This window comes from Verrucomicrobiota bacterium (genome assembly GCA_021413925.1).
Taxonomy (GTDB): Bacteria; Verrucomicrobiota; Verrucomicrobiia; order Chthoniobacterales; family UBA6821; genus UBA6821.
This window is the reverse complement of record JAIOPL010000013.1, coordinates 201,042-221,847: the sequence shown is the minus strand read 5'-3', so window position 1 is coordinate 221,847 and position 20,806 is coordinate 201,042. Positions and strand designations below refer to the sequence as shown.

Sequence of the window (20,806 nt, the reverse complement as noted above, 5' to 3'; positions counted from 1 at the left end):
CTTATTTGTTGATGATGCCAAAGAGGAGTGATCCTTCGCTCACCACATCGCCGTTCACGACGCACTTGCAGGAAGCTTTGCCCAGATTCTTGCGAGCCTTGAGCATCTCCACATGAATGAAGAGTGTGTCGCCAGGGAAAACTGGCTTGCGGAACTTCACTTCATCGGCGCTCATGAAGTAGCCGATTTTTCCGGTATTCTCGCTCTTGCGCATCATGACAATGGAGGCGACCTGAGCCATGGCCTCGAGCTGCAGGACTCCCGGCATGACGGGGTGGCCCGGGAAATGACCCTGGAAGAAGGGCTCGTTGATCGAGATACATTTGACGCCGACGGCCTTGGTATCGCCGTCGAATTCCACCACGCGATCCACCATCAAGAAGGGATAGCGGTGAGGCAGGACACGCATCACCTCGTTGATATCCATCACTGGTGCCGACGAGGTCACTGGCGTGGGAGCCATGGCCAGAAGGTCGCTGTGGCGCTTGGCGATGGCGCGTGCGAGTTCCGTATTGGGACCATGGCCTGGGCGGACGGCGACGACATGACCTCTCAGGGGACGTCCCGCAAGGGCTAGATCGCCGATGATATCGAGGATCTTATGCCGGACGAACTCGTCCTGAAACCGGAGCGGTTCTTTGCTGAGAACTGATTCGCCGCGGATCACGAGGGCATTCTCCAGACTGCCACCCTTGATAAGACCCTTTTCCATCAGATCCTTCACATCCTCGTAATGGACGAAGGTGCGCGCGGGGGCTATCTCCCGGGCATAGACCTCGGGTGAGATCTCCAGGGAGAGGTACTGGGTGAAGCGGCCGTCGTGATTCGCCTGGGTGCAGGAAATTTTGAATCCCGCATGAGGGAAAACCGACATGATGGAGCCGCCGCTAGTCTCAAGGTGAATCGGTTGGCCTAGTTCGAAGGGCGCGCGGACAGCCTCCTGGTCGATGATGCCGGCCTCCTGGATCAGGGCGACATAGGGGGCGGCGCTGCCGTCGCCTATCGGAGGCTCGTTCGCGTCCATCTCGATAAGGGCATTATCGACACCGAGGCCTGCCAGGGCCGAGAGGACATGCTCGACGGTCTGGATCTTGGCATTTCCCTGCACGAGCGTGGTGGACCGCTCGACAGTCTTCACGTGCTCGACCAGGGCATCCACGATCGGCTCATCCGGAAGATCTGACCGGCGAAATTTATAACCATGGCCGACTGGAGCGGGATGGATGGTCAGAGTGACATTGCCTCCGTTGTGGAGGGCGGCGCCGATGAGGCTGGCAGACTTCGCAAGAGTGCGCTGGAGTTCCATGGAAAATCTTCTGTGTATTAAGGTGTTAGGAGGATGATGAAGAGGCGATTCAGGTGGCATCCGGAGTGATACGTCCATCCTTCATCCTGATGCGCCTGTCGGCCAGGGCCGCCACCGAATCGCTGTGAGTTACCATAATGACGGTGGTGGTGCGGCGGGAAGCAATCTTTGCAATCACATCGAGGACTTGGGAAGCGTTTTCACTGTCCAGATTCCCCGTCGGTTCATCCGCAAGCAGGAGGGCCGGACTATGGACCAGTCCCCTGGCAATGGCTGCCCGCTGCATCTCGCCCCCGCTGAGCTGGTGGGGGAAGTGCATGGCGCGCTGAGTCATCCCGACCTGATCGAGCATAGCCAGGGCAGCTTGCCTGACTCCCGAGGAGGGATCGCCGCGCAGCAAGAGAGGCAGCTCTACATTCTCCACAACGGTCATCGAGGGAAGCAGGTTGAAGAACTGGAAAACGATCCCCAGCTTCAGCCTCCGGTACTGGGTCAGCGTCTTGTCATTCGCATGCTCCAGGTGGACCCCATCCACAATGACCTCGCCCGAGGTGGGGTGGTCAAGACCTCCCAAAAGGTGCAGCAGTGTGCTTTTGCCCGAACCGCTCGCTCCCGTGATGGCGAGGAATTCACCGCGCCCGATATCCAGAGAAACCGAGTCGAGTGCCGTGACTGGAGGTGTGCCGTAGGAGCGGGAGGCTTTGACGAGTCGGATCATGTTGTTCACAAATGAACGACCAACCATGTCCGAGCAAGCTTCTATACCGGCCTCCATGTCCGGCGCTTTCCGAATCCTTGGGGAAACCCCCGATCTGCTGGCTGTGGAGAAGCCCCCCTTCCTGCTCATCCATCCCAGCAAGCCGGGCGATCCGGTGACGCTCTGGGACCGGCTCAAGGAACTCCTTGCCTACGAGATCGCCGGAGGAGGCCAGGTTTCCCTGATCAACCGGCTCGACCGTGAGACTAGTGGCATCGTCCTCGTGGCCAAGAATGCCGCAGCCGCACGCGTCTGCAGCATGACGATGGCGCGGGGGGAGGTGCAGAAGGAGTATCAGGCCATCGTTACAGGCTGGCCTGAAATCGATCAATGGGAGGTACGGAAGCCGATCCTGAGGCTAGGCGAGATGCAGGACTCTCGGATCTGGCTCAAGCGCGGGGTGCACCCGGAGGGGGCGCCTTCGCACACGGCCTTTCGCGTTCTGAAAAGACTGACACATCCGAAGCATGGCGCTATCTCTCTCATCCACTGCATTCCTTTCACCGGCAAGACGCATCAGATCCGCATTCATCTGTCTTACTCGGGCCATCCCGTGGTTGGGGACAAGATCTATGGCCCCTCCGAGGAATGCTACCTGAAGTTTATCGAGACCGGCTGGACCGCGGAACTTGCGGCCCAGCTCTGGCTTCCACGCCACGCGCTTCATTCCTGCTTGCTGGAGCTGGATTATCTGGGTCAGAACCTCCGCTGGGAATCCGCCCTTGCAGAGGATCTGGCACAGTGGTTGAAGGCATGTGGTTGAAGGTAGCCAGCTGAGAAAACGCTCGTTTGCTCACTTTCCTTTGATAAACTGCCACTCCCTGTGTTTCCATGGAGCTCCCCCGTTTTCCCATCTTTCGTTGGCTTCCCTGGTTGCTTCTGATGACCGGGCTGTTTGCTTTCTGGAAGATGAGAAGCTCCGCGGAGCCCGAGACCTACATCACCGGAACGATCATCAAGGGAGCGCTCGAGGATGCCGTCACGGCGACCGGCGTACTGGAAGCAAGCCAGTATGTCGATATTGGGACGCAGGTTTCGGGTATCCTGAAAAAAATCGCCGTCCAGATTGGTCAGACCGTGAAGAAAGGTGATCTCCTCGCGCAGATCGATCCGACCCTCTTCAGGGCGCAGGTGATCCAGGAACAGGCGAACCTGAAGGATCTCACCGCGAGACTGGTCTCCGCCGAGGCGACCCTCAAGCTTGCCGCCCAGCGCTTCGAGCGAAACCGCAACCTGGTCAAGAGCGACGCCGTCAGCATCGACGAGGTCAATTTTTCTGAAGCCGAGTTCGCGCGCTCGAAGGCCGCCATCGACGCCATCAACGCCCAGATCGAGAAGGCCCAGGGAAGCCTTGATGCAGCCGCGGCGAACCTCGGATTCACTAAAATCAGCGCCCCGATCGACGGGACCGTCATCCAGATCCAGGCCCGCGAAGGGCAGACCCTGAATGCCACCCAGACGGCGCCGATCCTCTTCCGTCTTGCCGACATGGCCACCATGACCGTGAAGGCGCAGGTCTCAGAGGCCGATGTCCAGAGGATCCGCCCCGGGGCTTCTGTCTATTTTACCTCGCTTGGGGATCCCGAAACGAAGCACGAAGGGAAGGTCCGGGGCATGGAGCCCAGTCCCACCACGACGAATCCGCCGATCTTTTACAACACCCTCTTCGACGTCCCGAACCCGGGATTGATGCTCATGCCGTCGATGACCGCGCAGGTCTTTTTTCCCATGATGCACAGGGACGACGTGCTGCTTATGCCGCTCGCCGCCATCGATTATGCCGCCCGGCGCCCATTGTCCGCCAACTCCCCGCAGAAGAAGCCCGCCGCTGATGCCGGCACGAGGGTCTTCGTGCTGCGTGATGGAAAGCCGGTCGAGGTCTGCGTGGTCCTGGGAATGAAAAACCGCGTCACCGCCGAGGTGGTGTCGGGGCTCTCGGTGGGCGACCAGGTGATCACCGGCCCCATCGAAATGCGGCAGAAGGCCCGCCCTCGCTAATGGAAACCCCCGACGGATCGGGAAGGGGGAAGGCTCCCGCCATCCTCCTTAGGGGGATCGTGAAGAATTACGAATCGGGAGGCGCCTCGACGCGCATTCTCCACGGCATCGACCTTAGTATCGAATCGGGTGAATTCGTCGCCATTGTCGGCCCCTCCGGCTCCGGGAAGACCACGCTGATGAATATCCTCGGCCTCATGGATTCGCCGACGGCCGGATCCTTCGAGCTCCAGGGGCGGGATGTTTCCAGTCTCTCGGCGGATCAGCGTGCCGAGGCAAGGGGAAAGACCTTCGGCTTCATCTTCCAGCGCTACAATCTCCTGGCCAACGAGACGGCTGTCGAGAATGTCGGGTTGCCCGGTGCCTACATCGGGATGCCCTCCGCGCAACGCAGGGAGAGGGCTGTCAGCCTGCTGGAGGGGTTAGGTCTCGGGCACCGGATCGCCAACAGGCCGCCGCAACTCTCCGGCGGCGAGCAGCAGCGTGTTGCCGTGGCGCGCGCCCTCATGAACGGAGGGGAGATCATCCTCGCCGACGAGCCGACGGGCGCCCTCGACACGGCCCGCGGACAGGAGCTCATAGCCCGCATCAGGGAACTCCACCGGCAGGGCCTCACCGTCATCCTCATCACCCACGATCCCGGTGTGGCCGCGCAGGCCGACCGGGTAATACGCATCGTCGACGGCGGGATCATTTCCGATGAGGCGACGGAGCGCTCCGCCGCGCCGGAGGCGGCGCTTCAGGAAGCGGGATCCCTTCCTACGCTGCCTTCCTCGACGGAGAGGAGGAGGATCGCACTCCTTGCCGATGCAGCCGAGGCGTTCCGCATGGCGCTCCATGCGCTCCAGGCAAACAGCTTCCGAACCTTCCTCACCATGCTCGGCATCATCATCGGTGTCGCCTCGGTGGTGGTCATGCTGGCTATCGGCGAGGGGTCTCGCCGCGACATGCAGAAATGGATGAGCCGCATGGGGACCAATGTGCTGAGGATCGAACCGGGGGCGAAGATGTCGGCCTCAGGCGGCATCCTTACCCTTCAGGATGCCCGGGCGATCGCCGACATCACCCATGTGCAGGAGATCGTGCCAAGGGTCTTCTCGTCACGCACTTTGCGCTACCGTGACAGGATCTACGCCTGCACCGTGCTGGCCACGACCCCCTCCTTCATCAGGGCGGAAAACAGGGTGATGGTCCGGGGCGGGTTCTTCGACGAGCGGGACGAGGAGGAGAGGGCCCCCGTGGTCGTGCTGGGGATGAAGGCCTACCTTGAGCTTTTCCCCGATAGGACCGATCCGGTCGGTAAGAGAATCCTGATCGACGGAGCCCCCTTCCTAGTCGTCGGCGTGATCACGGTGAGCGGCGGGAGTGCCGACGGTCGCGACCGCGAGGACGACATCGCCCTCATTCCCCTCTCCACTGGCGAGGCGCGCATCTTCCGGAGCGTCCGGATCAATCAGATCAGCGTCACGGTCGATGATTTCAGGAACGTCGAGGTGGTGCAGGACGAGATTCGTTCGCGCCTAAATCGTCTCAGGCAGCAGGAGGACTTCAGGATCTTCAACCAGGCCGCGATGATCGAGACGAACCGCAACACCCAGAACTCCTTCCGCTTCCTCTTGGGCGCTGTCGGGGTGATCTCACTGCTTGTCGGGGGAATCGGCGTCATGAACATCATGCTGGTGAACGTCGTCGAGAGGACCCGCGAGATCGGTGTCCGCATGGCCTGCGGGGCGCGCAGCCGCGATATCCAGCTCCAGTTTCTCACCGAGGCGATCCTCGTCTGTCTGCTGGGAGGGGTGATCGGGGTGCTTATCGGGATGCTGGTCTCTGAGTTCGTGACCATCGGGGAATCCAAAGCGGTCGTCACGCTCGCGCCCGTCGTGCTATCCTTTGCTGCGGCCTTCACCACGGGGGTTCTGTTCGGTTTTTGGCCGGCCCGCAAGGCTTCCCGACTTGATCCCGTGGTCGCACTCAGCTCGGAATAGTCGTCCCATGGCCCCCGCAATGAACAGAACCCTCCCGTTGACGGCGCTGCTTCTTGCCGTGTTCGTGCCGGGTTGCTCCACGCCACGGAAGAAAGGCCCGACATCCCCCGTGGCCGTTCCCAGCGAATGGAAGGCCACGGGCCTGAAATCCCCGCTTGCCCCTTCCGGATGGCTCTCCACCTTCCGCGACCCCATGCTCGATTCCGTGGTGCGTGGCGTCCTCTCCGATAACTACGACCTGAAGGCCGCAGCGGGACGCCTTGAGGCGGCCGTCGCGAAATCCCGAGTCGCCACCGCCGACCTCTATCCCCAGATGGGGGTGAGGGCGGGCGCTTCAGTCAACGACACGCCGATCTACAACGCGCAGTCTGTCAACTATCAGATCAATCCGGGCAACTGGAACTACACCCTCAACCTTGCCCTTAGCTGGGAACTGGATGTCTGGGGCCGCCTGAGATCCCTCTCCAAGGCCGCCAAGGCAGATGCCGCCTCTGCGACCTTCACCTACGAGGGAGCGCGGCTCTCCCTTGCCGGACAGGCCGCCAAGGGATGGTTCTCCGTGATCGAGAGCCGCGAGCAGGTTCGTATCGCCGAAGAGACGCTGGCGAGCCTGCGCAAAACGCGGGATCTCGCGAGGGCACGCTTCGAGAACGGCGCGGTCTCCGCCTTCGACGTCCGTCTGAGCAGCGCCGACGAGACCAATGCCGAGGCGAATCTTGTCCAGCGACGGCAGAACTACGCCGATGCCAAGCGCTCCCTCGAAATCCTTCTCGGCCGTTATCCCTCCGCCGAACTGGAAGACCGGCGCGCTTCCTTCCCCCGTATCATTCCGGAGGTTCCGGCCGGAATTCCCTCCGAATTGCTCCTTCGCCGTCCCGACCTGCGCGCGGCCGATTGGAATCTCTTCGCGTCGGAAAACCGTCTCTTCTCCGCCAAGACCGAGCGCTTGCCGAAGCTGGCCATTACCTCCACGGCGGGGACGCCTTCGGTTCTCCTGCAGGACGTCACCAATGACAGCAGCTTCCTCTACACGGTGGCGGCCAACCTCACGGCTCCGATCCTCGACGGTGGCAGGATTTCCGGGAACGTGAGGTTCACCAAAGCTCAGCGCGACACCGCGGCGGCCGCCTACGCCCAGCAAGTACTCAACGCATTCCGGGAAGTCGAGAACACACTCTCCAACGAGGTCACGCTTGTCTCCCGCGAACGACTCCAGGAGAAGGCGCTCGGGGAACTCCGTCAGGCCTACCAGATCGCCACCGTGCGATACAAATCCGGCCAGATCGACATCGTATCGCTCCTGCAGGCCCAGCGTAGCATGCTGTCCGCCGAGAGTGTCCTAATGAACACGCGTCTCCTCAAGCTTAACAACCGCATCGATATCTTCCTCTCTCTCGGGGAAAGCGTGGGCCCCGTCTCTTCGGCATCCCTATTCCGCGACTCGGCCCTGGAGTTCCCGAGGCTTTCATTGCCCGGGGCCTAGTTTCCCCTGGTTTATTAGAAAGGCATCTCTAGCGGGTCGCGGTTGGCCAACTCCCAAGCCAAGAGATTCCTTTTGCGCTCCAGCCCCCAGCGGTAGCCCGTGAGTTTTCCCCGGGAAATGACGCGATGGCATGGGATCAGGAAAGCAATACCATTGGCAGCGACGGCCCGACCAACTGCACGTGCAGCTTTGGGTCGACCGATCGCGCGCGCCAGTTCCCCGTAGGTCAGGGTCACCGAAGCACGATTGCGCCGGAGATATTCCCAGACCGTGAGCTGGAAGGGTGTTCCGATCGCAAGAACTGGAACCAAGGAGGGATTTTCAAAGCCTCGTACGATCAGTCGCTCGACCTCAGGAGAGTAGCGTAGAGGTGTCTTGGGCCACTCGGATTGAAGAGAAACAATGCCTTCTTCTCGACTCTCCACGAAGCGAAGTGCGAGTAGATAATCGCCTCCTGTCAGTGCGATGCAGTAACCAAAAGGGGAGCGGGCAACTCCGCAGAGCAATTCTCCCTCCGCGCGGAGGGAGCGGACTCTGGCATCATGTGGTGAGAGCCAGAGATCCATGCGCTGGCTGATCGCCTCCTAGGGATTGTCCGGCGCCTTAGATGCCAAAGGGGCCAATCGAAGCAAAACCTCGTTTCGTCTCATAAATCCGGGTGTCCATGGCGGATTGTAGTAGGCGTACATAGGCGATAGTGAACCGGAGGTCGGGAGATGTTTCGAGTCGACCCAGGCGAGGAGTTTTTTCGCGGCTGCCTCACTGGGTCCGGGCTTGCTCGGTCCTGAGAAGCGATAGGCAGCGTAGCGGGCCGGAGGCTTGGTGCTGATCGTCACCTCGGGATTCGAGGGGGTCGGGACGCCTTGCTGAGCGACATCCTTCGGCACGATAAAGCTCATGATTCCCGACTCAGCGCCCGTCATCAGCACGGGAGTGGTCATGGAGATCTTCTGGGAGCGCTCGTTGCGTCCAGAGATAAAACGGAAGAGCTTCATGAAGGATCCGTCCTCACCGCGCTTCTGCATCGGAGTTGAGACGATCGTGAGTTCGGGATAGTCCCGGATCTCGAAGGAGCCCTCTTTCTTCACGACCTTGTACTCGGGGGATTCATACTTCGACTTCTCGCAGCTAACAAATAGTGAAGAGAGCAGGGCGATCATCATAAAAAGCCATCTCTTGGAAGACGAGGAGGTAGCAATCTTCATAATTCTACTTCAAGCCAAGAAACGAATCCCGTCAAAGGATTATGAAGGAGGAAATGAAGTAAATCGTAGTGGTGTTAACCCAACCCTTCCTGGACAGAGCAGAAGAACCTGCGGGTACGATTTTTTTTGCGTTCTTGGGTTTTTAGTTCTGTAATCTCATATGTCGGTTAATGAACAACCTCAACCCCCTAGAAAAATGAAGATACGATCCCTACTCCCCAAACTATCGCTAGTCGCATTTGCGGCCCTCCTCATACCTGCAAGAGCCCAAGCTTCCGCAGGAGTTGTCCTTGAGCCAAATGATTTTGTCGGGATTTCTTTCTGGCTGATCTCCATGGCGCTTGTCGCCTCCACCGCGTTTTTCTTCCTCGAAACCCAGCGGGTTTCTGGAAAGTGGAAGACTTCCCTCACCGTCTCCGGCCTCGTGACCTTGGTCGCCGCCGTTCACTACTTCTACATGCGTGAGGTTTGGGTAACCACCCACGACACCCCGACCGTCTACCGCTACATTGACTGGCTCATCACCGTGCCGCTCCTCATGGTGGAGTTCTTCCTGATCCTCTCGGCAATCACGAAGGTTCCCGCAGGCGTTTTCTGGCGCTTGCTGATTGGAACCCTTGTCATGCTCGTCGGCGGATATGTGGGCGAGGCCGGTTATGTCCCCGCACTTCCTGCATTCATTGTTGGAATGCTCGGTTGGGCCTTCATCCTTTTTGAGATTTTCTTCGGCGAGGCGAGTCGTATCAACGCTCACCAGTCACCTCCTGCAGTCAAGACGGCGTTCAACCTCATGCGTCTGATCGTCACCTTCGGATGGGCGATCTATCCCATCGGTTACTTCGTCGGCTACCTCACCGGAATGAACCACGAGGATAGCATGAAAGGCCTGAACATTGTTTATAACTTGGCCGACGTGCTCAATAAAATCGCCTTCGGTGTCATCATCTGGGCTGCTGCTGTCACCGAGACAGAAGCCCACGCCTAGTAACGTTTAGAGGTTTCTCCGTGCGCCGGTTTATTCGGCGCGCGGATTTCCTTTATACAGTAAGGTCAGTTTTCGGGCACTATCCCCTAGGCCTACCTCTATGTCCACGATTCCCAAGATAAGGGTCGGATCCGGACTCCATGGCGAGTCCCTCCTCGGCGTGGTGGAGGAGAGGATGACGGAAGTAGTCCATGCATCGCTGGCGGGATCGGCAGGATTGATTGAGGGGCGTTCGGACTCAACCCGTGCTGCGTCCTATCACCTCTCCTCTGGAGGTCAGCGTATTCGTGCCAGGCTTGCACTCTCTGCGGGGAGCGCCCTTGGGCTTCCGCCGGAGGATTCGGTGGCCATTGCCTCCTGTGTCGAGCTCATCCACAATGCTTCCCTTGTGCATGATGATCTGGAAGATCGCCAGCAATTCCGTCGCGGAGTCGAAACCGTCCACGCAGCCTATGGCTTCCATGTCGCCCTGTGTTCCGGGGATTTGCTTCTCTCAGCCGCCTATGCAGCCCTTGCGCGATTCAGCAATGTCCTTCTCCTTCCCGAGTTGCTATCCTTAGTTCACTCCCGCATTGCAGTCGTGATAGGGGGTCAGTGCGCGCGGCTTGTCCCGATCGGAGATGAAGAGAGCGACATGGCTGCATACGACTCCATCGCCTCCGCCAAGTCAGGCGCACTTTTGAGCCTTCCGCTGGAGCTTGCCCTCAAGGGTTCCTCCAAAGGGATGTGGTCGGAGGACGCGCGGCGCGCCGCTGAGCACTTTGCCATCGGATATCAGATCGCTGATGATATGGAGGATGTGGAGCAGGATCGCGGGACCCTTTCCGTCAATGCACTGCTGGTGATTGCCGCTGCAAGCCGCTGCCAGATCAACGAGGCATCGGAGAAGGCGCGCAGTCACGCGCTCGCGCATCTGGCCAAGGCGACCTCACTCGCTGGATCACTTCCCAACGGCTCTGGAGCGCTGCTCCGGGAGCTTGCCCAGGAACTCTCTCATCGCCTCGAAGCGATGCGCTGATTATCATCCGCCTATGCATGCGCTCGTTATCGGAGCCGGTTATGGGGGCATGGCGGCTGCACTCAGGCTCAGGGCAAAAGGATATCAGGTCACCCTGATTGATCGATCCCCGGGACTCGGAGGTCGTGCACAGATTTATGAGAGGGAGGGTTTTCGTCACGATGCTGGTCCCACGGTCATCACTGCACCGTTTCTTTTTGAGGAGCTTTTTGCACTCTTTGGGGAAAACTTCCATGACCATGTGAAACTCGTACCACTGAAACCGTGGTACCGGTTCAGATACTCCGACGGCACCACCTTCGATTACGGCGGGACGCTCGAGGAGACCCTGGAAGAAATAGGGCGCATCGAACCCAAGGACCGTGAGGGATATTTGCGCCTCGTGGAGCATTCCAAGCGAATTTACAAAGTCGGTTTTGAGGAGCTTTCCTCGGAATCTTTTCACCGTGTCTTAACCATGGTACGGCAGGTTCCTAAACTTCTTCGCCTGCGCAACTATGAAACCGTCTGGCAAATGGTCTGCCGTTACCTTTTCAGTCCCAAGCTGCGGCAGGCCTTCTCGATCCAGCCGCTCCTTGTTGGTGGAAATCCCTTCGATACCACGAGCATTTATTCCCTAATCCATTATTTAGAGAGGAAACACGGCGTCCATTTTGCGATGGGTGGCACTGCGGCGATTACCTCTGCACTCGGAAGCCTCATGGAGAGACATCAGATCTCGACCCGGTTGGGTACAACGATCGAGCGGATAGTTGTGGAGGATGGGAAGGCGACAGGGGCGCTCTTGGAGGGTGGAGAGATGGTCAAGGCTGACCTCGTTGTCACCAACACAGATCCCGCTCACCTGTACGGCAACATGATCAGCTCCAAGAAGCAGGCGCTCTCCACACGACTCAAGCTTGCCGGTGCAAAATACTCCATGGGGCTCTTTGTGCTCTATTTCGGAACGACGCGCATCTACCCGGAGGTCGCCCACCACACCATCTGGCTTGGCCCGAGGTATCAGGAGTTACTCAAGGATATCTTCGACCGAAAAATCCTGGCGGATGACTTTTCGCTCTACCTGCATCGTCCAACAGCCACGGATCCAAGCTTTGCCCCTCCGGGGTGTGACAGCTTTTATGTCCTTTGCCCGGTGCCCAATCTGCAGTCCGGTATTGATTGGAGCATTCAGGGAACAAGACTTCGGGATCGGATCGTCAAGGCCTTGGAGGAGACGATTCTTCCGGAACTTTCCTCCACGATCAGGGCAGATTTTTTCAAGACTCCGGAGGATTTTAGCAATGAATATCTGAGTATCCATGGGGCAGGTTTTTCCATCGCCCCCATTTTCCGTCAGTCTGCTTGGTTTCGCTTTCATAATAAAGGTGAGGGGATCAAGAATCTCTTCCTCACAGGCGCAGGCACCCACCCAGGTGCTGGATTGCCCGGAGTTCTCTGTTCGGCAAAAGTGGTGGATGCCCTCCTGCCGCGCGCCGAAGCCTTTAATCCGGCATGAGTCCGGCATGAGCGTGGCACCCTCTGCCAACGAGGTGCTCTCCAGCAAGGGGCGCAGTTTTTATTGGGCGCGACACTTTTTAGGGAGCAGGCATGCGGAGAGAGCAACAAGGCTTTATGCATTTTGTCGTTATTTGGACGATCTTGCCGATGAGTCCCCCTCCCCCGACGAGGCGCGCTCAAAACTCAAAGCGGTCCGGGAAGATGTCCTGAGGGGTGAATCCGCTGATGCCTCGCTCAGCGACGGCCTCTCACTGGCCCGAGAGTGTGGTATTTCGAAAGAGCCGATTCTTGAACTCATCAATGGAATCGCCTCGGATCTGGAGGAGGTTCGGATCGCTGACGTGGATGAGCTCATCCGCTACTGCTACCGCGTGGCCGGCACCGTGGGCCTCATGATGTGCCGTGTTCTCGATGTCAGCTCCCCAGCAGCCTATCCGCATGCCGTCGACCTTGGGATTGCCATGCAATTGACCAATATCTGTCGCGATGTCCTTGAGGATGCTGCAATGGGCCGTCGATACCTTCCCTCGACCCTTGTTGGAGATCTCTCTCCTCTAGAGTTGATCAACCCCAACACTGCCGTGTGCGCTAAGATTGCCTCGGGCGCACTCGAACTCTTGCAACTTTCCGAAGACTACTACCGAAGCGGCGAGGAGGGACTCTCCTACCTGCCCTTGCGTGCACGCGGGGCTATCTTGATCGCCTCCAGGGTCTACCATGGCATTGGGCTCGATCTTATTTCACGCAAGGGAGATTGCTGGTCTCGACGTGCGATGGTCTCCTCCGCTCAAAAGGCACTGATTACTGTGAAGGCTCTCACGAGCGTCACGCAGGGGAGATCGAGTAAGAGATCGTTTTGGTCCGCTACCTGCGCTCACCGCTCGGAACTCCACATCGCACTTGCAGGCCTTGAGATCGCTCCATGAACAATCAATCCGATCTCATCATCCTGGGGGGTGGTTGTGCCGGGTTGAGCCTCGGTATGAATCTTGCCAACTATGGAGCGGCCTGCCCCCGGACCCTTATTCTCGAGGGCAGGCAGGAATATACCAATGACCGCACCTGGTGTTTTTGGGGCGGTTTTGGGTCCGATTCGGAAAAGCTCGCAACCCACCGGTGGGAATCTTTTTCAATTGCCACGGCCAGGGATCGCATCACCCGTAGCTGCAAAGAAAATCCCTACCTCATGGTCGCCTCCAAAGACTTCTACCAGGCTGCACAAGGAGTGATTGCCCAGTCTTCTCGGATCAACTTGAAGATGGAGAGCGTCGTCTCGGGTGAGATTTTAAAGAGAGGTGGGCTCTGGCATGTAGAGACTCCCATGGGCGTCTACACAGCCCCAAGGATCGTGGACACTCGTCCCAAGGTTCCGCATTCTGGTGACTTTGAACCCCTTCTTTGGCAGTCGTTCCTTGGGGAGGAGATCACAACTGAGGAGGAGATCTTTGATCCGGGTTGCGCGGAGTTGATGGATTTTTCTGGAAGTTCATCCGAAAGAATCCTCTTCCTCTACGTTCTTCCTTTCTCCAAGAGGGAAGCCCTTGTGGAGGCTACGGTTTTCGGACCGGAGCCTTTGAGAGCAGAAGATTTGGAGGAGTCGTTCGGCGCACTCGTCAAACAACGACTTCAAGGGTGCCCTTACTCAAGCGGGAGGAGGGAGCATGGAATCCTCCCCATGGGGTCACCTCCGAAAAATCGACAGAAAGATCCCAGCTACGTCCGTGCGGGACTGATGGCCGGAGGGGCCAGACCCAGCAGTGGATACGCCTTTCAGCGTATCTGGAAGTGGTCGCAAGAGTGCGCCATAGAGTTGGCCAAGGGCCGTCCCCCAATATCCCATCGGCAAGATCCTCACATTATCCGCACCATGGATGCTCTTTTTCTGCATGTGCTTTACTCCCGTCCCGAACTGGCTCCCGATCTTTTCTTTTCACTCTTTTCCAAGGTGGACCCGGTTCGCGTGGCCCGCTTCATGAGTGATCGCGCGAGTCTCGCCGATTGCCTCACGATCATGGCATCGCTCCCTCCGGTGCCTTTTCTGAGCGAATTGGCCAAGACCGTTGGGTTACCCTCCGGCCACAAATGGAAAAAAGAAATAAGAGGAAAAAGGGGGCGATGAAACCAATGAGCCCGCTCCGTATCCAGGGATTTGCATTCAGCCTCTGCGCGCTTGGAGCGGCGGCTTTTTTCGCGCTGGTTGGGTTCCAGAAGGGGAATTTCAACGGGCAATCAGGACTCATCATCCTTGCGACCTTGATCCTTCTCCTGGGGGTCCCGCACGGAGCTTTCGACACGATCTTTGCTTACAGACTTTACGATCTTCGGAAGCCAACGGACTGGATGCTTTTCACCATGATCTATCTTCTTCTAGCGGTAGTTGTTGTGGCGGTTTGGTGGTGGGCGCCGATGGGTTTTTTGATTTTGTTTCTTTTAATCTCAGCGGCCCATTTCTCGGGGGATCCTGAGGAAGGAACCCCTCACGCGACTCGAATCCTCTACGGGGGAAGCGTGCTCCTATTGCCCGCCCTACTTCATTCGGAGGAGATGTCGCGTCTTTTTGGGCTTCTTGTGGGTGATGAGCCGGCCCTTCTGCTCATGCCATGGATCAAGCTGATTGCCTGGATCTGGCTACCGTGCGTTGCACTCGGAGTGATCCTTCTCGCGTGGAGAGATTGGCTGGGAGCCATGGAGATAGCTTCCGTCGTTTTGCTGAGTGTTGCTGCGCCTCCGCTCATCGCATTCACCCTCTTCTTTTGCGGCATGCATAGCGCGCGCCATATCCTCAGGACAATCGACTACTCGGGATCTCTTTCGAGACGCCTCCTGGCTCTTTCTGCTCTCCTGCCGATGATCGGCGTCGTCGCGGTTTCGGCGCTTGTCTGGTGGTTCCTCAAGGGAAAGTCCCTCGATGAACGCCTGATTCAGATTGTTTTTGTAGGGCTGGCCGCGCTGACCGTCCCTCACATGGCGCTAGTGGAACGCGTCCGATTTTCTGGGTGGATCAAGGGTGCATTTCAGAGACCCTGATAAAAAGAGAGTGCAGCCATGAGGAGTCGAACCTCAAACCTTCTGATCCGTAGTCAGATGCTCTATCCAATTGAGCTATGGCTGCGTTAGGGGGAGAAAACATAAGCAGTGAACGACTCACTGGTCAACGCATTTACTGAAACTTCTCTTGACGATACGAATCTGAAGATCAATGATGCTTGCTCAATCTTATCAAGAGTGACGGAGGGACTGGCCCGCTGATGTCACGGCAACCGCTGCGGAATTTTTTCGTAGGCCCAGGTGCCAAATCCAGCTCCGAGCAATCGGGGAAAAGATGAGATACTTGGCAGAGCCGATGATCCGCAGGGATTGAGGCACCAGGTCTCCTCGGCACTCTTGATGGGAAAACAACCGATCAAGACCTATGTCCAAGAAACCTTTTTTCAGTAATCTGAAATGCCGCGAATGCGGACGTCTCTACGAGAAAGAGGCGATCCATATCTGCGAATTCGACTTTGGCCCGCTGGAGGCCGCCTATGACTACGAGGCGATCCGCGCAGTGCTGACCCGGGAACTCATCGAGTCTCGCCCTCAGACGATGTGGCGCTATCGGGAGCTGCTTCCGATCGATGGCGAGCCGACCGTTGGCACCCAGGTGGGCTTTACCCCGCTCGTGAAGGCCGACCGTCTGGCCAAGGCCCTCGGCATTCGCGAAATCTGGATCAAGAACGACTCCGTCAATTACCCGACTCTTTCCTTCAAGGACCGCGTGGTCTCCGTGGCGCTCAGCCGTGCCCGCGAGCTCGGCTTCGAGGTGGTCGCCTGCGCCTCCACGGGCAATTTGGCTAACTCGGTCGCCGCCAACGCTGCAAATGCCGGACTCAAGAGCTATGTCCTGATCCCGTCGAATCTCGAGCAGGGAAAGGTGCTTGGTTCGCTGGTCTACGGAACCAACGTCATCGCGATCAAAGGCCCCTATGACCAGGTGAACCGCCTTTGCTCCGAGATCGCCGGCAAGTACGGCTGGGGTTTCGTGAACGTGAACCTCCGGCCTTACTACGCGGAAGGGTCCAAGACCATGGGCTTCGAGATTGCCGAGCAGCTCGGCTGGAAGCTTCCCCGCCACACCGTGGTCTGCATGGCATCCGGATCGCTGCTCACCAAGATCCACAAGGCCTACAAGGAATTCATCGATCTCGACATCGTTACGAAGAGCGATTTCACGATCCACGGGGCGCAGGCCTCCGGATGCTCGCCAATCAGCACGGCCTTCAAGGCCGGTTCGGAGATGGTGAAGCCCGTTCAAAATCCCGACACCATTGCCAAGTCCCTCGCGATCGGCACCCCGGCTGACGGCTACTATGCGATCCGCAGCATGCGGGAGACCGGAGGCAGCTGTGAGGATTGCAGCGATGAAGAGATCGTCGAGGGGATCAAGCTGCTTGCCGAGACCACCGGCATCTTTGCCGAGACGGCCGGCGGCGTGACCGTCGCCTGCGCTCGTAAGCTCATTGAGTCTGGCAAAATCCCCAGTGATGAGAGCGCCGTCCTCTGCATCACCGGCCACGGCCTCAAGACCCAGGAAGCAATCGTCGGCAAGGTCGGAGATCCCCGCGTCATCGGGGCCAGCCTGCGTGAGTTCGAAGCCCTAGTCGCCGACGAGGTCGCGGCAAAAAGCTAATCTTCATTACCCATTACCTATCACCCAAACCCTATTACCTAATTCCCATGCCCATCGTCCGCATCCCCACCCCACTCCGCAAGCTGACCAATAATCTCGAGGAGGTCACGGTCTCTGGTGCCACGCTCGGCGTCGTGCTGGACGAGCTCAATGCCACCTATCCCGGTCTGAGCGAGCGCATCGTCGATGAAAACGGCGTTATCCGTCGCTTCGTGAACATCTTTGTGAACGACGAGGATGTCCGCTTCCTTCAGGAAAAAGAGACCCCGATCCAAGAGGCCGATGTCGTCTCTATCGTTCCAGCTATCGCCGGAGGCTAGTCCGACAGGCCCCACCTGATAGTCCTCTTGCCTTCGCGACTCTAAACTCCGATCTTTTCTCTTATGGAAACGACCCGCCTCTGGCTCATGTATCCGGCGAAGCTCATCACCCGCCCGCTTGTTTACGAACTGGGACACAAATTCTCCGTCACGACGAATGTCCGCCAGGCCAGTGTCACGAACGAAATCGGCCTTGTCTGTCTAGAGCTCATCGGCGAGCGCGGCGAAATCAAGCGTTCGATCGCCTGGCTCGAAGAGCTGGGAGTGAAGGTCGAGCCGGTTGAGATCAACACGATCGAGGGCTGATTCGCTCCAACCCAATACCGCTGTATCATGAAAATCTCCCTCGGCAGTGACCACGCTGGATTTGAATACAAGCAGGCTTTGGCCGAGATGCTCCGCACGCAGGGGCATGATGTCATCGACTGCGGCACGCACTCCGCCGACTCCACCGACTATCCTCTCTGGTGCATTCCTGCCGCTGAGAAAGTTGCTAGCGGTGAAGCCGAGAAGGGCATCGTCGTCGGCGGCTCCGGCAACGGGGAGGCTATCGCCGCCAACAAGGTGAAGGGGATCCGTTGTGCCATCGCCTGGAGCGATGAGACCGCCAAGCTCGCCAGCCAGCACAACAACGCGAATGTCCTCTCGATTGGCGAGCGCATGGTCTCGCTTGAGACGGCCAAGCGACTGGTTGATCTCTGGCTCTCCACCCCGTTCGAGGGTGGCCGCCACCTCAAGCGTATTGAAGAACTTGCTAAGTACGAAGCCGGTCTTCCCATGCAGTAGAGGAAAGAAAGTTTTTCGCAGCCGTTACGGCTGCACGAGAGTCGGTTGCTTGTTCTAAACTGCTTCAGCCTGTGGCTATGAAATAGTCACCATCACTGCAGTTGCATTATCCTTCCCTGAGGACTCCACCGCTTCAGCCACGAGATGCTCTGCGGGAGTGCTTTGCTTTGGACATTCCTTCAAGACCTCGACGATTCGTTGATCCGAGAGTCCATCGGTAACTCCGTCCGAGCAGATCAGAAAGCGGTCGCCCCGATGGCAGGCGATCTCGCCGATCTGCGGGTTGACGAATTGATTGCCGGCACCAAGCGCCTTTTGTAGGCGATTCTTTGCCGGGTGCATCCGCGCCTCCAGTTCACCGATCTGACCCGTGCGTTTCAGCCATCCAACATGCGTGTCGTCCTTGGTGAGTTGAAGGATTCTTCCATCTTTGAACAGGTGGTAGATGCGGGTATCGCCGATGTGAGCAAAGTGCATCATGTCGCCGGAAAACCAGCAGAGGCTAAGGGTGGCTCCCATGCCGCGGCACTCCTCATAGCTGTCGCCCAGATATTGAAGAGCCTTGTTGATTTCCGAGAAAAGCGCTTCGAAGGCTCCTTCATAGCCGATCGGCTTGCCGCTGGCTCGTTGCCGGATCAGCGGGGGGAGCATGCGGGTGATTTTATCAACAACGATCCGGCTGGCGAATTCACCCGCATTCGCGCCACCCATTCCATCGCTGACGGCAAACAGCAGATCGTCCTCTGCATGGGATGCAGCGCCGACCTTTCCCAGATGACGCACCTCTGCCGCATCGATCGCCAGTCCGAGGAAAGAATCTTCGTTATTTGACCTTATGCTGCCAGTGTCGGAGTACCCGGACCATGTGAGAGAAAGCTTCGGGGCCGATACCTCCGGGGGCGTCGCGATCGACACGCCATCCCTTTTCAAGATCGTCGCAAATTCAAAATCGATCAGGCAGAAGCGCCCGTCCTGCTGACGATAGGTGACGTTGCGGAGGTCGGCATCGTCGTGTCGGACGCTGTAGTGTTCGAGTTCTGCGAAGAGTTCCTTGCAACGCTTTGGGTCAAGCTGGTCGACGCGTGAACCGCAGTTCGTCGTGACAAGAAGGAGCTTCTCCGGTTCCGCCGAGATCACCCGCGGGACAAAATCGCATCCGGCTTTTTCAAGATACCGCAGGACTCGGACTTCGTTGGTGAAGCGCTCCTTGGCCTTCGGCCCATGGAACGCCTTGCGCACGCTCCCATCGAAGCAGACCTGGACGGTGGCGCGCTGAGTGTCCTTGACGGTGAGCATGATGAGGGTGAGAAGGTAAAAGGTGGAAAAGTGAAAGGTTGGCGGGCCCTCTTTATTCTACCTTCTGACTTTTTACTTTCCTACTTTTCACTCGAAATTCCTCGTTAGAAGATTTTATCAGTTTGGCATTGAAGTTGCTTGATCCTATTGTGCCCGATCTTAAAGTTGGGACATTACCTTTCGACGGTCGTCCGAAACGCGGAAGGTGATCAAAAAAAGACACAGGACATAGGACACACCACAACCACCCCAATCCCATGGCGAAGTACAAACTCGAATATATCTGGCTCGACGGTTACGAACCCGTCGCGAACCTCCGCAGCAAGACGGCCATCAAAGAGTTCACCAAGACCCCCCTTCTGAAGGATCTCCCAATGTGGGGTTTCGACGGCAGCTCAACCCGTCAGGCCGAAGGAAAGAGCTCTGATTGCCTTCTTAAGCCAGTTGCCAGCTACCCCGATCCAACACGCGAGAACGGCTATCTCGTTATGTGTGAGGTTCTGCTTCCCAACGGCAAGCCGCATCCTTCCAACTCCCGCGCCACCATCCATGACGATCCCGACACCTGGTTCGGCTTCGAGCAGGAGTACTTCCTCTGGAAAGACGGTGCGCCACTCGGTTTTCCCAAGGGCGGATTCCCGGCCGAAGGCCAGGGCAAGTTCTATTGCGGCGTCGGCTTCTCCAACGTCGGTGACATCGCCCGCGAGATCGTCGAGGAGCACCTCGAAATCTGCCTCGAGATGGGTATCAACCATGAAGGTATCAATGCCGAAGTAGCCAAGGGCCAGTGGGAATTCCAGATCTTCGGTAAGGGCTCCAAGAAGGCCGCCGACGAAATCTGGCTGGCCCGCTATGTCCTCCAGCGCGTGTGCGAGAAGTATGGCGTCGATGTCGAATACCACTGCAAGCCCCTCGGCAAGGATGTCGACTGGAACGGTTCCGGCATGCACTGCAACTTCTCCACCAAGTTCATGCGTGAGAAGGGTGGCAAGAAGTACTTCGAGAAGCTCATGGCAGCCTTCGACAAGTACAAGGACGAGCACATCGCCGTCTACGGACCCGATAACCACTTCCGCCTGACCGGCCTCCATGAGACCCAGTCGATCGACAAGTTCAGCCACGGCATTGCCGACCGCGGCGCCTCGATCCGTGTTCCTCACAGTTTCGTGAACAACGATTACAAGGGATATCTCGAGGATCGCCGTCCGAACTCTCAGGGCGACCCGTACAAGATCTCCAGCCGCGTTCTTCAGACGATCAAGACCGTTCCGACCAAGTAATAGCGACGGTCAGCATCATTCAGAAAACCGCCATTCCGAAAGGGGTGGCGGTTTTTCTTTTCCGTCGCGATGGGAGATCGGTAATCGGTGATGGGATCTGGGGTTACAAAAATCTGCATGTCTCTTCCCGAGACCCGATAGCCTATTCCCCATTCCCCACTTTATCCCTTGCCTCTTTGGCAAGGACGGGTAAAGTGACCAACCGCGCATCAAAAATT

Annotated in this window: 20 protein-coding genes, 1 tRNA gene and 1 riboswitch; of the genes, 15 read left to right on the top strand and 6 right to left on the bottom strand. The window is 58.0% G+C overall.

Features of this window, described 5'->3' with window-relative positions; genetic code table 11:
- Position 1: 1 nt before the first annotated feature.
- A complete protein-coding gene (locus K8R57_06910) occupies positions 2 to 1,306 on the bottom strand; it encodes a bifunctional UDP-3-O-[3-hydroxymyristoyl] N-acetylglucosamine deacetylase/3-hydroxyacyl-ACP dehydratase (GenBank protein ID MCE9588027.1) in 1,305 nt (434 codons plus the stop codon).
- A gap of 49 nt (positions 1,307 to 1,355) precedes the next feature.
- Positions 1,356 to 2,024, bottom strand: a complete 669-nt coding sequence (locus K8R57_06905; GenBank protein ID MCE9588026.1) for an ABC transporter ATP-binding protein — start codon at positions 2,022 to 2,024, stop codon at positions 1,356 to 1,358.
- A gap of 25 nt (positions 2,025 to 2,049) precedes the next feature.
- On the opposite strand from K8R57_06905, the gene K8R57_06900 reads away from it, so the two are divergent.
- From K8R57_06900 to K8R57_06885, 4 genes are all read left to right on the top strand, one after another.
- A complete protein-coding gene (locus tag K8R57_06900) occupies positions 2,050 to 2,826 on the top strand; it encodes an RluA family pseudouridine synthase (GenBank protein ID MCE9588025.1) in 777 nt (258 codons plus the stop codon).
- 119 nt (positions 2,827 to 2,945) lie between these two features.
- On the top strand, positions 2,946 to 4,061 hold the full coding sequence (locus K8R57_06895; protein MCE9588024.1) for an efflux RND transporter periplasmic adaptor subunit: 1,116 nt from the start codon (positions 2,946 to 2,948) through the stop codon (positions 4,059 to 4,061).
- A complete protein-coding gene (locus K8R57_06890) occupies positions 4,061 to 6,046 on the top strand; it encodes an ABC transporter permease (protein MCE9588023.1) in 1,986 nt (661 codons plus the stop codon). Before K8R57_06895 ends, K8R57_06890 begins: the two co-directional genes overlap by 1 nt.
- A gap of 19 nt (positions 6,047 to 6,065) precedes the next feature.
- Entirely contained in the window at positions 6,066 to 7,529 is a 1,464-nt protein-coding gene (locus K8R57_06885) for a TolC family protein (GenBank protein MCE9588022.1), read from the top strand.
- A gap of 14 nt (positions 7,530 to 7,543) precedes the next feature.
- Here K8R57_06885 and K8R57_06880 read toward each other — a convergent pair whose 3' ends face one another.
- Together K8R57_06880 and K8R57_06875 are read right to left on the bottom strand one after the other, a co-directional pair.
- On the bottom strand, positions 7,544 to 8,095 hold the full coding sequence (locus tag K8R57_06880; GenBank protein ID MCE9588021.1) for a methylated-DNA--[protein]-cysteine S-methyltransferase: 552 nt from the start codon (positions 8,093 to 8,095) through the stop codon (positions 7,544 to 7,546).
- An 18-nt stretch (positions 8,096 to 8,113) separates the two neighbouring features.
- The gene (locus tag K8R57_06875) at positions 8,114 to 8,734 is read right to left on the bottom strand and encodes a heme-binding protein (GenBank protein MCE9588020.1); all 621 of its coding nucleotides are present in this window, start codon (positions 8,732 to 8,734) and stop codon (positions 8,114 to 8,116) included.
- A 196-nt stretch (positions 8,735 to 8,930) separates the two neighbouring features.
- Here K8R57_06875 and K8R57_06870 point away from each other — a divergent pair, with 196 nt between their 5' ends.
- The 6 genes from K8R57_06870 to K8R57_06845 all read left to right on the top strand — a co-directional run bounded on the left by K8R57_06870 (position 8,931) and on the right by K8R57_06845 (position 15,264).
- On the top strand, positions 8,931 to 9,719 hold the full coding sequence (locus tag K8R57_06870; GenBank protein MCE9588019.1) for a bacteriorhodopsin: 789 nt from the start codon (positions 8,931 to 8,933) through the stop codon (positions 9,717 to 9,719).
- A gap of 100 nt (positions 9,720 to 9,819) precedes the next feature.
- A complete protein-coding gene (locus K8R57_06865) occupies positions 9,820 to 10,737 on the top strand; it encodes a polyprenyl synthetase family protein (protein MCE9588018.1) in 918 nt (305 codons plus the stop codon).
- A gap of 13 nt (positions 10,738 to 10,750) precedes the next feature.
- Positions 10,751 to 12,235 carry a phytoene desaturase gene (gene crtI / locus K8R57_06860; protein ID MCE9588017.1) on the top strand — a complete coding sequence of 495 codons (1,485 nt, stop codon included), beginning with the start codon at positions 10,751 to 10,753 and terminating at the stop codon, positions 12,233 to 12,235.
- Between the two features lie 7 nt (positions 12,236 to 12,242).
- A complete protein-coding gene (locus K8R57_06855) occupies positions 12,243 to 13,163 on the top strand; it encodes a phytoene/squalene synthase family protein (protein ID MCE9588016.1) in 921 nt (306 codons plus the stop codon).
- Positions 13,160 to 14,356, top strand: a complete 1,197-nt coding sequence (locus K8R57_06850) for a hypothetical protein (protein MCE9588015.1) — start codon at positions 13,160 to 13,162, stop codon at positions 14,354 to 14,356. Before K8R57_06855 ends, K8R57_06850 begins: the two co-directional genes overlap by 4 nt.
- Before the next feature lie 5 nt (positions 14,357 to 14,361).
- Positions 14,362 to 15,264 carry a Brp/Blh family beta-carotene 15,15'-dioxygenase gene (locus K8R57_06845; protein ID MCE9588014.1) on the top strand — a complete coding sequence of 301 codons (903 nt, stop codon included), beginning with the start codon at positions 14,362 to 14,364 and terminating at the stop codon, positions 15,262 to 15,264.
- 11 nt (positions 15,265 to 15,275) lie between these two features.
- On the opposite strand, the gene K8R57_06840 is transcribed toward K8R57_06845, so the two are convergent.
- Positions 15,276 to 15,349, bottom strand: a tRNA-Arg gene (locus K8R57_06840).
- A 101-nt stretch (positions 15,350 to 15,450) separates the two neighbouring features.
- Positions 15,451 to 15,566, top strand: a riboswitch (SAM riboswitch).
- Between the two features lie 83 nt (positions 15,567 to 15,649).
- Here K8R57_06840 and thrC point away from each other — a divergent pair.
- From thrC to K8R57_06820, 4 genes are all read left to right on the top strand, one after another.
- Positions 15,650 to 16,906 carry a threonine synthase gene (gene thrC, locus K8R57_06835; protein MCE9588013.1) on the top strand — a complete coding sequence of 419 codons (1,257 nt, stop codon included), beginning with the start codon at positions 15,650 to 15,652 and terminating at the stop codon, positions 16,904 to 16,906.
- Positions 16,907 to 16,953: 47 nt separating this feature from the next.
- Positions 16,954 to 17,226: a MoaD/ThiS family protein gene (locus K8R57_06830; GenBank protein MCE9588012.1), complete on the top strand. Its 273-nt coding sequence runs from the start codon at positions 16,954 to 16,956 to the stop codon at positions 17,224 to 17,226.
- Positions 17,227 to 17,289: 63 nt separating this feature from the next.
- Positions 17,290 to 17,532, top strand: coding sequence for an NIL domain-containing protein (locus K8R57_06825; GenBank protein MCE9588011.1), 243 nt, complete (start codon positions 17,290 to 17,292; stop codon positions 17,530 to 17,532).
- A gap of 27 nt (positions 17,533 to 17,559) precedes the next feature.
- Positions 17,560 to 18,012 (top strand): ribose-5-phosphate isomerase, encoded by a 453-nt coding sequence (locus K8R57_06820; GenBank protein MCE9588010.1) that lies wholly within the window; start codon positions 17,560 to 17,562, stop codon positions 18,010 to 18,012.
- 75 nt (positions 18,013 to 18,087) lie between these two features.
- On the opposite strand, the gene K8R57_06815 is transcribed toward K8R57_06820, so the two are convergent.
- On the bottom strand, positions 18,088 to 19,308 hold the full coding sequence (locus K8R57_06815) for a protein phosphatase 2C domain-containing protein (protein ID MCE9588009.1): 1,221 nt from the start codon (positions 19,306 to 19,308) through the stop codon (positions 18,088 to 18,090).
- A gap of 257 nt (positions 19,309 to 19,565) precedes the next feature.
- Between K8R57_06815 and K8R57_06810 the strand changes: the two genes are divergently transcribed.
- Entirely contained in the window at positions 19,566 to 20,588 is a 1,023-nt protein-coding gene (locus tag K8R57_06810; GenBank protein ID MCE9588008.1) for a glutamine synthetase beta-grasp domain-containing protein, read from the top strand.
- Positions 20,589 to 20,806: the final 218 nt, after the last annotated feature.

Coding starts and splice junctions, on each gene's coding strand:
- K8R57_06850 (MCE9588015.1), top strand. CDS start 13,160: ATGAACAATCAATCCGATCTCATCATCCTGGGGGGTGGTTGTGCCGGG.
- K8R57_06810 (MCE9588008.1), top strand. CDS start 19,566: ATGGCGAAGTACAAACTCGAATATATCTGGCTCGACGGTTACGAACCC.
- K8R57_06910 (MCE9588027.1), bottom strand. CDS start 1,306: ATGGAACTCCAGCGCACTCTTGCGAAGTCTGCCAGCCTCATCGGCGCC.
- K8R57_06890 (MCE9588023.1), top strand. CDS start 4,061: ATGGAAACCCCCGACGGATCGGGAAGGGGGAAGGCTCCCGCCATCCTC.
- K8R57_06845 (MCE9588014.1), top strand. CDS start 14,362: ATGAGCCCGCTCCGTATCCAGGGATTTGCATTCAGCCTCTGCGCGCTT.
- K8R57_06880 (MCE9588021.1), bottom strand. CDS start 8,095: ATGGATCTCTGGCTCTCACCACATGATGCCAGAGTCCGCTCCCTCCGC.
- crtI (MCE9588017.1), top strand. CDS start 10,751: ATGCATGCGCTCGTTATCGGAGCCGGTTATGGGGGCATGGCGGCTGCA.
- K8R57_06875 (MCE9588020.1), bottom strand. CDS start 8,734: ATGAAGATTGCTACCTCCTCGTCTTCCAAGAGATGGCTTTTTATGATG.
- K8R57_06825 (MCE9588011.1), top strand. CDS start 17,290: ATGGAAACGACCCGCCTCTGGCTCATGTATCCGGCGAAGCTCATCACC.
- K8R57_06865 (MCE9588018.1), top strand. CDS start 9,820: ATGTCCACGATTCCCAAGATAAGGGTCGGATCCGGACTCCATGGCGAG.
- thrC (MCE9588013.1), top strand. CDS start 15,650: ATGTCCAAGAAACCTTTTTTCAGTAATCTGAAATGCCGCGAATGCGGA.
- K8R57_06820 (MCE9588010.1), top strand. CDS start 17,560: ATGAAAATCTCCCTCGGCAGTGACCACGCTGGATTTGAATACAAGCAG.
- K8R57_06885 (MCE9588022.1), top strand. CDS start 6,066: ATGAACAGAACCCTCCCGTTGACGGCGCTGCTTCTTGCCGTGTTCGTG.
- K8R57_06870 (MCE9588019.1), top strand. CDS start 8,931: ATGAAGATACGATCCCTACTCCCCAAACTATCGCTAGTCGCATTTGCG.
- K8R57_06830 (MCE9588012.1), top strand. CDS start 16,954: ATGCCCATCGTCCGCATCCCCACCCCACTCCGCAAGCTGACCAATAAT.
- K8R57_06900 (MCE9588025.1), top strand. CDS start 2,050: ATGTCCGAGCAAGCTTCTATACCGGCCTCCATGTCCGGCGCTTTCCGA.
- K8R57_06905 (MCE9588026.1), bottom strand. CDS start 2,024: ATGATCCGACTCGTCAAAGCCTCCCGCTCCTACGGCACACCTCCAGTC.
- K8R57_06815 (MCE9588009.1), bottom strand. CDS start 19,308: ATGCTCACCGTCAAGGACACTCAGCGCGCCACCGTCCAGGTCTGCTTC.
- K8R57_06855 (MCE9588016.1), top strand. CDS start 12,243: ATGAGCGTGGCACCCTCTGCCAACGAGGTGCTCTCCAGCAAGGGGCGC.
- K8R57_06895 (MCE9588024.1), top strand. CDS start 2,946: ATGACCGGGCTGTTTGCTTTCTGGAAGATGAGAAGCTCCGCGGAGCCC.